The organism is Halolamina sp. (assembly GCF_036626355.1).
Classification (GTDB): Archaea; Halobacteriota; Halobacteria; order Halobacteriales; family Haloferacaceae; genus Halolamina.
This window is the reverse complement of sequence record NZ_JAZKRY010000096.1, coordinates 1-10,458: the sequence shown is the minus strand read 5'-3', so window position 1 is coordinate 10,458 and position 10,458 is coordinate 1. Positions and strand designations below refer to the sequence as shown.

Annotated in this window: 10 protein-coding genes; 4 read left to right on the top strand and 6 right to left on the bottom strand. The window is 63.5% G+C overall.

The annotated features are described in order from the left end of the window. Together V5A38_RS13030 and V5A38_RS13025 are read right to left on the bottom strand one after the other, a co-directional pair. Nucleotides 1-699 (bottom strand): SipW-dependent-type signal peptide-containing protein (locus V5A38_RS13030; RefSeq protein WP_332326195.1); only part of this gene is annotated, 699 nt, incomplete at its 3' end. 120 nt (nucleotides 700-819) lie between these two features. After that, nucleotides 820-2,169 (bottom strand): SipW-dependent-type signal peptide-containing protein, encoded by a 1,350-nt coding sequence (locus tag V5A38_RS13025; RefSeq protein ID WP_332326193.1) that lies wholly within the window; start codon nucleotides 2,167-2,169, stop codon nucleotides 820-822. A 686-nt stretch (nucleotides 2,170-2,855) separates the two neighbouring features. Between V5A38_RS13025 and V5A38_RS13020 the strand changes: the two genes are divergently transcribed. Then, entirely contained in the window at nucleotides 2,856-3,107 is a 252-nt protein-coding gene (locus V5A38_RS13020) for a hypothetical protein (protein ID WP_332326192.1), read from the top strand. A gap of 57 nt (nucleotides 3,108-3,164) precedes the next feature. Here V5A38_RS13020 and V5A38_RS13015 read toward each other — a convergent pair whose 3' ends face one another. Then, complete coding sequence (locus tag V5A38_RS13015) at nucleotides 3,165-3,905, bottom strand: hypothetical protein (RefSeq protein WP_332326191.1); 741 nt, start codon at nucleotides 3,903-3,905, stop codon at nucleotides 3,165-3,167. Nucleotides 3,906-4,172: 267 nt separating this feature from the next. Here V5A38_RS13015 and V5A38_RS13010 point away from each other — a divergent pair, with 267 nt between their 5' ends. Then, nucleotides 4,173-4,790 carry a hypothetical protein gene (locus V5A38_RS13010; protein ID WP_332326190.1) on the top strand — a complete coding sequence of 206 codons (618 nt, stop codon included), beginning with the start codon at nucleotides 4,173-4,175 and terminating at the stop codon, nucleotides 4,788-4,790. A 46-nt stretch (nucleotides 4,791-4,836) separates the two neighbouring features. Here V5A38_RS13010 and V5A38_RS13005 read toward each other — a convergent pair whose 3' ends face one another. Together V5A38_RS13005 and V5A38_RS13000 are read right to left on the bottom strand one after the other, a co-directional pair. After that, nucleotides 4,837-5,046 carry a twin-arginine translocase TatA/TatE family subunit gene (locus V5A38_RS13005; protein WP_332326189.1) on the bottom strand — a complete coding sequence of 70 codons (210 nt, stop codon included), beginning with the start codon at nucleotides 5,044-5,046 and terminating at the stop codon, nucleotides 4,837-4,839. Between the two features lie 149 nt (nucleotides 5,047-5,195). Next, complete coding sequence (locus tag V5A38_RS13000; RefSeq protein WP_332326188.1) at nucleotides 5,196-6,425, bottom strand: proteasome-activating nucleotidase; 1,230 nt, start codon at nucleotides 6,423-6,425, stop codon at nucleotides 5,196-5,198. A gap of 186 nt (nucleotides 6,426-6,611) precedes the next feature. Here V5A38_RS13000 and V5A38_RS12995 point away from each other — a divergent pair, with 186 nt between their 5' ends. Continuing rightward, nucleotides 6,612-6,872 (top strand): hypothetical protein, encoded by a 261-nt coding sequence (locus tag V5A38_RS12995; protein WP_332326187.1) that lies wholly within the window; start codon nucleotides 6,612-6,614, stop codon nucleotides 6,870-6,872. On the opposite strand, the gene pepF is transcribed toward V5A38_RS12995, so the two are convergent. Further along, on the bottom strand, nucleotides 6,810-8,627 hold the full coding sequence (pepF, locus tag V5A38_RS12990; protein ID WP_332326186.1) for an oligoendopeptidase F: 1,818 nt from the start codon (nucleotides 8,625-8,627) through the stop codon (nucleotides 6,810-6,812). The genes V5A38_RS12995 and pepF overlap by 63 nt on opposite strands. 155 nt (nucleotides 8,628-8,782) lie before the next feature. Here pepF and V5A38_RS12985 point away from each other — a divergent pair, with 155 nt between their 5' ends. Continuing rightward, entirely contained in the window at nucleotides 8,783-10,102 is a 1,320-nt protein-coding gene (locus tag V5A38_RS12985) for a M28 family metallopeptidase (protein ID WP_332326185.1), read from the top strand. The last annotated feature ends 356 nt before the right edge of the window (nucleotides 10,103-10,458 follow it).

Sequence of the window (10,458 nt, the reverse complement as noted above, 5' to 3'; positions counted from 1 at the left end):
CTTGTTGGTCTCGAAGGTCATCGACCCGGAGCGGTCGAGCACGATCATCACGTCCGCCTCGCCTTCAACGCCCTCGCTGTCGAGTTCACAGTCGCCGTCGTCGTCGTACCAGAGCACGGCCTCGATGGCGTCGGCGAGTTCGCCGGGACCGTCGGCGGTGTCGTCGACGAGCGCTTCCGGTTCGTTCTGGCCGTTTTCGGACTCACTGGTGAGGTCGCCGCCCATCCAGATGTATGCAGGGTTGTCAAAGGGGTGCATACTGAGGGACAGACAGCCGCTATCACCGGGCTTGACGTCTTCGAGGCCGATAACTGGCATCTCGAGGTCGTCCGGAACGTCCGCGAACTGGGCGCGGAACAGTGCCTCGACCTCCGCGGCGGTCAGGTCACTGTCCGAAGCTGAGATATCGTCCCGGGTCTGGATGCTGTCACGCTCGCCGTCTCCGTCCATATCGGGGAAGGCGTTGACGAACGGGCGACCGGCCGTCCCGTACATACCGCCCGTCTCTGGGCCGTAGTACTTGTGTTGCCAGTCGACCTTGAGGTCGAGCTCACCGGCGGTGAGGACGTTGTTCTCGAAGCGCTCGGTGTCGTTGAAGAACGCCGAGGTTCCGAGGCCTGCGCCGGCGGATGCGATGCCGACCGCGCCGAGGCCCGCGAGGACGCGGCGGCGCGAGATGCTGAGTGGGTTGTCGTTCATGGTTGCGTGTTCCCGCGAAGTGTTCTTCGAGGGAGAGGACCCGCGGACGGAGTCGAACCGTCCTCTCGCGCAGGCGCGAGAGTAGCCAGCGTGGGTCGAGGTGGTTATCGGGCGATACGACTACTGGATGGTGCCGTCGAGCAGGTACGAAGCGTCCGTCCACTGGCCGCTCGGGACGATCTCGCCGGTCGCGGACTGCGTCGAGATGGCCGCGTAGGGTGCCTCGCCGCCGGCGGACATGTGCGCGCCGACGGTGTAGGCGGAATCCGTGTCGGGGTCGATCATCGACAGGGGGACGATGAACACGATGGATTCGGCGAAGCTCATCGCGGTCATCCCCGCAGGGAGCGCCTGGGTCGAGCCCCAGGAGCCGCCGGAGACTTCCTTGTAGCCGAACGGGTCGTCGGCGAAGCCGGCGCCGGGGAACCACTGGAGCTGGAAGTCGATGACGCCGTCACCGTCGACGTCGAACGGGATCCAGATGTTGGTGACCGAGTTCAGCGGATCGGACATCTTGGGGCCACTGTTGCCGTCGTCCATCTGGACGTGGTAGGCGGCGAACTGGTCGCCGTAGTTGACGTCCATTTTGAGGGTGCCATCGATCTGCGTGCTGTTGTCCTCGTCGTTGATGTACGGGGCCGAGAACGACTCGTCAGCACATGGGTTGTGCGTGCCGTCGTTGTGGCGCGCCTGTTCTGCGTAGAACTCCAGGTCGAACGCGACAGAGTCCGTCTGGATTTCGTTCCCGACGGTGGACGGGACGTGCCACTCGATGCAGAGGCACGGAGCGTCGGTTTCGGGGTCTGCAGCGGAACCGGGGAACGCCGTCTGTTCACCGGGCGCCTGAACGCCGGCAGTTCCGGAGCCGTCCAGCGGCATGCCGGCCTGGGCCAGCGCCAGGAACTCGGCGAGCGTTCCCTCGTACACGTCCGCGACGTGCGTGACATCGTCCGGGTCGAAGCCGTCGATCCCGCTCGCATCGAGATTGTCGGCGATGTCACAGTAGTTGACGTCCACTTCGATGGCCGCTGCGAGTTCGCCCATCAACGCACCGGGGTCGCCACCGGTGTTGTCGGTGGACTCGTTCATCTCGGGTTCGGACTGGCCGTTCTCGTGGTTCGCGGTCAGTTCACCGCACGTCCACAGATAGGCGGGGTTGTCGACGATCTCGAAACAGAACGCGAGGAGGCCGCTGTCGCCGGGCTTGACGTCGTCGAGGACGCCGGAGACGCTCGTGCCGTCGACGGTTCCGATTCGGCTCCCGGCTCCGTGGGACCCCTGATTCCAGTACGTGTAGTAGTCGACGAGGAGGTCGAGCTCACCGGCGGTCAGAACGTTGTTCGCGAACTGCTCAGTGTCGTTGAAATACGCAGACGTGCCGAGGCCCGCGCCCGTGGCTGCGACACCGACCGTCCCGAGGCCGAGGAGCATCTTGCGACGCGACAGAGTTAGCTTCGATTCTTGTGTCATGGGTGTTCGGCCCTCCCGAGTCGCGGTCCCTGCTAGACGACACCCGGGGGGGATGACTGATGGGACGACCCACCCCGCCATATCTATGAATATACTGACACTTGTCTAAGCGAAGCTACAACCGCGCTAAGCAGGGCTGGGACGCGTCAAAGTGCCACTTAACGGGGAGCTGTTTCGGATACGACATCCCTGTAAAACCGTTAGGGTCGCAGTTCCTCCGGATATGCGTGTCGTACCCCGGAGGAAAACGTGGCCCGGAACCCGTCCCGGTCGTTCGGTTTGCAACAGACGGTGGCAGTACCGAGGTCGTACTGGCTGATAACGGCTCTATACCTATCCACCGAGAACGCCACGTACGCGACATGAACCCGTATTCTGAGTCACATTCTCCAGTTGGACGATTCGAAGAGGCGGATATGTTCCGGATTCTGAGCAGTCCTCGTCGGCGTGAGACCGTCCGGCGCCTCAGTCGGGTCTCCGATTCGATCAGTGTTCGCGACCTCTCGGAAGCGATTGCCCAAGCAGAAACGGGAGTCTCGCCCGCTCCGCGTCAGGTCCGTGAGACGGTGTACGTCTCCCTGCACCAGACTCATCTCCCCACACTTGACGAACAAGCGATCATCGTGTACGATCAGAACGAAAAACGCGTTTATCCAATCGGTGCGGCCCGGGTTTATCGTCGATATATGGACGTCGAGGCAGGGTATGGCATCTCGTGGACGGCTCTGTACCGCACGCTCGGTGTCGTCGGCCTCGGCTTGCTTGTCGCCTCACTGGCAGGGGTAGCCCCGTTCAGGCTGGTTGACCCAGTCCTGATCGGGACCGTTTTTCTCGCCGCGTTCTCAGTGGCCGGCCTCAGCGAACTCTGGTCGTATCGGAGTGAACTCGGACGCCTCGTTCGTCAGCGACGCCGTGAGTTCGAAAACGGACGGGTGTGAGTCTCGCCGCTCCGCGCGCTGATTCTCTACTCTCAATAGGAGCGTTATCGATTTCGATCAGGCGATTGTCTCCTCATGCTCGAGCTCGAACAGCCGTGCGCCACAGCCGTGGCAGGACGCAGCGATGACATCGACGGTCCGACAACACGACTCCACGACGTCGGGGAACAGCTCGACATCGTCGCCACACACCGGGCAGTGCGTGAGGCAGGCTCTGACTCCGGCGAGCAGTCCACTCCGCTGGTCGAGTGAGAAGTCAGCCCACTCCGGGACCGTCTCTGCGAGTTCCCGGTTCGCGGCGATATCGGTGAGCAGCGCCGCTCTGGACTCCCACTGTCCGACCCAGCGGCCGTCGAGACGGACGGTTGGCACGTCACCGCTCGAATCGAGTGAGAGCCTCTCGGGCGGCACTGCTAATAGTTCAGCGAGCGCACCGGTGAGGTTCTCCTGCTCGATCGCAGCCAGACGGGTGGCTACGCGCTGTTCGAACGTCGGTTCGAGCACGACATCATGCTCAGTCTCGATCAACACGTTGGCTCCCCCGAACAGTTCGAGTGGATCTACCGGCACCGAATCGTCGATACCGTGTCTGCTAGGAGGACCGTGCCCGAACCGTTTGAGGAGTGAACCCGGGAGATACCGTTTCGTCAGGGTGGGTGTCCCCGGGACAAGATAGCCACGGAGGAAAATAACCGTGACTGCGACACCACCGAACACCGCTGCAGCCGTCGGCGACAGCCGCCACAGTACCCAGACACCGATAGCGGTGATACCGAGATTGATGACAGTACAGGGCATACATCGGTTCTCACCAGTGTATTCTGGACGACTGACACCGTTGAGAACGTGTTTTGTCACTTCGATAGACGTGTGTAACATACGCCTCTGAAGAATTCACACAAGCGCCTGTAGGTATTGAGCCCGTATCTCTTCGTAAGCCCAATGATACGGTAACAATAACGTATCTTTATCGCCTCTGGTGACATATACTATTTCATACAGGAATCAGCTCCGGGAACCAATGGCTACCCAGGGGAGAGGTGAGTCCTGCAGAGGAACCAACAAATGTCCGCCACCGCCACAACAGTAACTGATGAGCCCGTGGAAGATGCCGCAGAGGTCACGTACGACACCGTGTTTTTCACGTTGAGTAACCCACGGCGTCGATACGTCCTTCACCACCTCAAACGGCATAAGGACGCAGTCGCCGTCGGTGAACTAGCCACCGAGGTCGCTGCCTGGGAGAACCGGACGACGACCGAACTCGTTAGCAACCGACAACGGAAGCGCGCGTACAGCGCGCTTCATCAGACCCACCTCCCGAAGATGAACCAGCTCGGAATCATCAATTACGACAGGGAACGAGCGGTTGTAGAGCCCTCGGCGTCGATCGACGCAATCGACTTCTACCTCGAAGTGGTTCCGCAGAACTCGGCGCCCTGGCACGAGTACTATCTTACACTCGGCGCCGTCTCCGTGGCGCTGTTCGTCGTAACGTGGCTTCAGATCATCCCGGGGCTCTCACCACTTCTCACTGCTGGGCTCTTGGCGTTTGGCGTGTTCGGGACGGCGCTGTATCACAACTACACGGCAGATTTCTGGAAGCTCGGGCAACCTGAAACACCGCCCAGTCTCCAGTACGATGCGGTCCCGTTCGCCCGCGACGAGGACGGTGAAACGTAGGGTAGAACTGCGAGGCGGCTCTGCGATCGAGCGAGTAATTAGGCTCTCACTTCGTAACCGAGGTTCGCTCAGTTTCCGGCTGGGACTCCGTCCCCTCCTCGGTGTTCGTCGTGTCGTTCTTGAGCGAGGTGAGTTTGCTCTCCATCTCGGCGCGGCCGCGCGAGAACTCCCCGATCGCCTGCCCGCTCGAACGGGCGAGTTTCGGGAGCTTGTTGGCTCCGAACAGCAGGACGATTATCAGGAGGATGATCATCATTTCTGGACCGCCAGGGATGGCTCCGAAGAGTGGATTTGGCAGCACGGATCACCGAAGGCTCGGTATTCACATAGGTACGCTGATACTACCACGACATCAGTTCCGTCGCCGCGAGACAGCGCTCGCGGCATGTTACTCGCCGCGACTGACTACTGGTACGCAGTCAGCCCGGTCACAGGCTTGTTCTCCTCGGTTGCGGTCTCGATCTTCTCGTGGGCGGCCTCGAAGTCGGCCATCCGGACCTCGGTGCGGTCTTCGCGGATGGCGAACATCCCGGACTCGGTGGTGAGTGCGGCGATGTCGGCGCCGGAGTAGTCTTCGAGGCGCTCGGCGAGGCCGTCGAAATCGACGTCCTCGGCCAGGTTGAGATCCTCGGTGTGGATCTCGAGGATGCGCTTGCGACCCTCGAAGCCGGGCTTGGGGACTTCGATGAGGCGGTCGAACCGGCCAGGCCGGAGAATCGCCTCGTCGAGCATGTCGAAGCGGTTGGTCGCGGCCATGATGCGCACCTCGCCGCGGTCGTCGAAGCCGTCCATCTCGGAAAGTAGCTGCATCATCGTGCGCTGGACCTCGGCATCGCCGGAGGTCTTGGAGTCGGTTCGCTTCGTGGCGACGGCGTCGATCTCGTCGATGAAGATGACTGCGGGCTCGCGCTCGCCCGCGAGTTCGAAGAGGTCACGCACGAGCCGGGCACCCTCCCCGATGAACTTCCGGACCAGCTCGGAGCCGGCCATCTTGATGAACGTCGCGTCGGTCTCGTTGGCGACCGCTTTCGCCAGCATCGTCTTCCCCGTTCCGGGCGGGCCGTGGAGCAGGACACCACTCGGCGGCTCGACGCCGACTTCGCGGAACGTCTCGGCGTTGATGAGCGGGTCCTCGACGGCCTCGCGGACCTCTCGGACCTGGTCGTCGATGCCGCCGATGCCGTCGTAGGTGACCCCGGGCGAGTTGTCGACCTCCATCGCCTGCGCCCGGGCGTCGGTTTCGTCGTCGAGCAGCTGCTGGACCGAGAAGGAGTCGTTGATGGCGACCCGGTCGCCGGCTTCGACCTGCCCCTCGAGGGCGGGCGAGAGCTCGGTGAGCACCTCCTGGTTGTTGCCGTGCTGCTTGATGACAACGCCGTCCTCGGTCAGTTCCTCGACCGTCGCCAGATAGAGCGAGGAGGTTTTCAGCGTCTCGTTGCGCCGTTTCAGCTTGTCGACCTCCTCGCGCAGATCCATCTTTCGGTCCTCTGCGTCCTGGAGCCGGTCGTCCAGTTCCTCGTTGACCTGAACGATGCGTTCGAAATGCTCCCGGATGGCTTCCAACCGCTCGGCCTGTGACATCTCGGGGTCTAGGTCCAGCCGGGGGCGGTCTGGAAGGGAAGGACTGCGTGACATCTCTTGAGTACAGGTTCGTGGTACGCGTAAATGTGCCTTTGGGTCGCCGACTTGGGATACCGATATCGATAGTCAGCACAGCGGATTTATCAACCCGCACCCGGCAGGTGGCCCCATGACTCACGTTATCGCACCGTTCCGCTCGGCGATGGAGACCGCCGCCGTCTCCCGTTTCACGCACTGCCGGTGTTCCTCACGACGCTCCTCGGCGCCGTCGTCGGCGGTGTTCTCGGGTTCATCCGGCTGATCGGCCCGCTTGTAAACGGCGTCGTCGTCGCGCCAGCGCTACTGGCCGCCGTTGTCGGCAGCGCTCACGCCGTCCGCAACGATGACGGGGCGTTCGACGGCGCGGGACCGGTAGCCAGCCGTTCTGTTACCCGGCGGTTATTCCAGGTCGAGCAGGGCGGCGGCGTCCTCGAGACGCTCGCCGTAGACCGAGAGCGCTGACTCGATCGGCTCGGGCGAAGCCATGTCGATGCCGGCGATCTCGAGGACGTCGATGGGGTACTCGCTCCCACCGGCGTGGAGCGCCTCGCGGTACTGTTCGGCGGCGCGCTCGCCCTCTTTGCGGATGCGTTCGGTGACGGCGATGGCCGCCGAAATCCCGGTGGAGTACTGGTAGACGTAGTACTCGTAGTAGAAGTGAGGGATACGCATCCACTCCTTGGCGATGCGCGCGTCGACGTCGGCGTTGGCGTAGAACTCCGCCTTGAGGTCGCCGTAGATCTCGTCGAAGGCGTCGGGTGTGAGCGGCTGCCCGTTCTCGGCGCGCTGATGGGCCTGCAGTTCGAAATCAGCGAACATCGTCTGGCGGTAGAGCGTCGAGCGGACGCGCTCGAGATACTCGTCGAGCACGTGCAGCCGAAGCTCGTCGTCCTCGACGTTCTCCAGCATGTAGTGGGTCAGCAGCGTCTCGTTGACCGTGCTCGCGACCTCGGCGACGAAGATTTCGTAGCTGGAGTACTGCCAGGGCTGGGCCTCGGAGGCGAGTTCCGAGTGCATCGAGTGACCAAGTTCGTGGGCCAGCGTGAACAGCGAGGAGATGTCGTCCTGGAAGTTCATCAGGATGAACGGCTGGGTGTCGTAGGTCCCGGAGGAGAACGCGCCCGAGCGCTTCCCGCGGTTCTCGTAGACGTCGACCCAGCGGTTCTCCAGACCCTGTTCAACCTGTGCCTGGTACGCCTCACCCAGTGGTTCGACCGCCGCCGTGATCCACTCCTTGGCCTGCTCGTAACTGACGTCGGGCCCCTCGTCGCCGGTGAGCGAGACGTAGAGGTCGTGCATCCCGAGCTCTTCGACGTCCTCCTCGGCGTCGCGGTCGATGGCCTGCCGCTTGAGGTCGGCGTGGCGCTGGAGATAGTCGAGGTTGTCCCGGACGGTGTCGACGAGGTTGTCGTACACCTCGACGGGGACGTTGGCGCTGTCGAGAGCCGCCTCGCGGGCGGTATCGTAGTTACGCGCGTCGGCCATCTTCACGTCCTTTTTGATGCTGTTCTGCAGCGACGTGCCGACGGTGTTGCGGTAGTCGTCCCAGGTGTCGTAGTACTGTTCGTACACCTCGCGGCGGAACTCGCGGTTGGGGTGTTTCTGGAGCTTCGTGAAGTTGCTCTGTGTGATCTCGACCGCTTCACCGTCGGGCTTCTCGACGGTCGGGAACGTGAGGTCGGCGTTCGAGAGCATGCCATAGATCTCCGACGGGGCACCGGTGACCTCCGACAGCTCGGCCAGTAGCTCCTCGACCTCAGCCGAGCGGGTGTGGGGCTTCATCCGCAGCGCGTCGTCGAAGAACTGTTCGTACTCCTCCAGTTCGGGCTCCGCAGCCATCAGCGTCTCTACGTCGTCCCAGCTCAGCTCCTGGAGTTCAGGTTCGAGGAAGCTTGTCGCGCTTGATGCCTCCGAGCGCAGCGAGTCGGCTTTCGTCGAAATCGCCTGGTACTCCTGGTTCCGGGTGTCCTCTGCCGAGCGGAGCCGGGCGTAAGCGGCGACTTTCGCCACGTCACGCATCACGTCTTCATAGAGGTGGAGCAGTTCGAGCAGCGTCTCTGCGCTCTCGGTCGCCCGCCCTTCGTACTCGCGTAGCTCCGCAACACGCCCTTCGACATCGTCGTAGGCCTCCTGCCAGTGTTCCTCGTCGGGGAAGATGGACTCCAGATGCCACTTGTACTCCTCGTCGATATCCTTCCGCTCGGGGACCGTACTCATGGGAGAACGGAGGGCTGGAGCCGGTGGTAAATCTTCTCACTCTGGCATACCAATGGAGAGCTGAATCGGGGGCGGCGGCCTTGTTGGCCCAACTCACAGCACTGGCCGGTTGCCGCAGTCCCGAAACACTACCCGGTAGCGCTTGAACCGAGTCCATGGACAGATTCGATGCAGCGATGGGCCGGACCTGGACCGATGACCGTCCCTGGGCGTTTCTCACTGAACTGACCGCCATCGGGAGTCGGATGGGCGGTAGCGAGGGCGAAGCGGAGGCCGCCGACCTCGTCGCCGACGCGTTCCGCGACGCCGGCGTCGCGGAGGTACGCCAGGAATCGTTCGAGCTGCAGGCGTGGACCCGCGGCGACGCCTCGTTCCGGCTGCGCTCGCCGGTCGAGCGGGAGTTCGAGGCGCTCGCGTTGCCCTACTCCCCGGGCGGCGAGGTGGCGGCTGAACTCGTCGACGCCGGCTACGGGACGCCCGACGAGATCGACGAGTTGGAGGTGGAAGGAAAGATCGTCGTCGCCTCGACGACGACGCCGGAGGGCGGGCGATTTATCCACCGGATGGAGAAGTTCGGCTACGCGGTCGGCCAGGGTGCCGAGGCGTTCGTCTTCGTCAACCACGTCCCCGGCCAGCTGCCGCCGACCGGTTCGCTTACCTTCGGGCGCGAGGCCGAGGCACCCGCGATCGGTGTCAGCAAGGAGACGGGCGCGTGGCTCACCGAACTCGCGGACGACGGCGCCCAGGCCCGACTAAGCGTCTCCGCAGACACCATTCCGGGCCGCAGTCAGAACGTCATGGGCCGGCTCGGACCGGAGACCGACGAGGAACTGCTGCTGCTCGCACATTACGACGGCCACGACATCGCCGAGGGCGCGCTCGACAACGGCTGCGGCGTCGCGACGGTACTCACTGCAGCACGGATTCTGAGCGACGTGGCGGACCAACTGGAGCGAGGCGTCCGCATCGTCGCCGTGGGCAGCGAGGAGGTGGGGCTGCTCGGCGCCGAGCATCTCGCTGACTCCGTCGACGACGAGGGCGTCGCGGCGGTGGTGAACGTGGACGGCGGCGGCCGGTTCCGCGACCTCATCGCGCTCACCCATACCTCGGAGTCGACTGCTGAGGCGGCCGAGCGGGTGAGTGAGCGGGCGAACCAGCCAATCGAGGTGCAGTCCCGGCCGCACCCGTTCAGCGACCAGTGGCCATTCGTCCGTGCCGGAATCCCGTCGCTCCAACTCCACAGCGACAGCGGCGAGCGCGGACGCGGGTGGGGGCACACCCACGCCGACACCCGGGACAAGGTGGACGATCGGAACATCCGCGAACACGGGATACTGACTGCGCTGCTGGTGGACGAACTGGCGTCGATGGACGCTGACCGGCTGGATACGGAGGACCTGGCGGAGGCGTTCCGCGATGCGGAGTTCGAGACGGGGATGAAGGCGGCGTCGCTGTGGCCCGAGGGGTGGGAGTAACCAGTCACGGTGCGTGACCTGCCGTGACCGCTGTGTCACGGCGACGGAACCCATGCCGTGAGTGTGTGACCAATCACGGTTCGTGACCTGCCGTGACCGCTGTGTCACGGCGACGGAACCCACGCCGTGAGTGTGTGACCAATCACGGTTCGTGACCTGCCGTGACCGCTGTGTCACGGCGACGGAACCCACGCCGTGAGTGTGTGACCAATCGCGGCGCGTGACCAGCCGGTGACACGAGGTCACCGGCTACGGAGCCTATGCCGGGATTGTGTAGAGAAAACGCGGTCAGCACCGCCTTCTCGGTCAGAATATCGCTCCGCGGACTGCCGGTGACGGCCTCGCGGGCAGCCTCC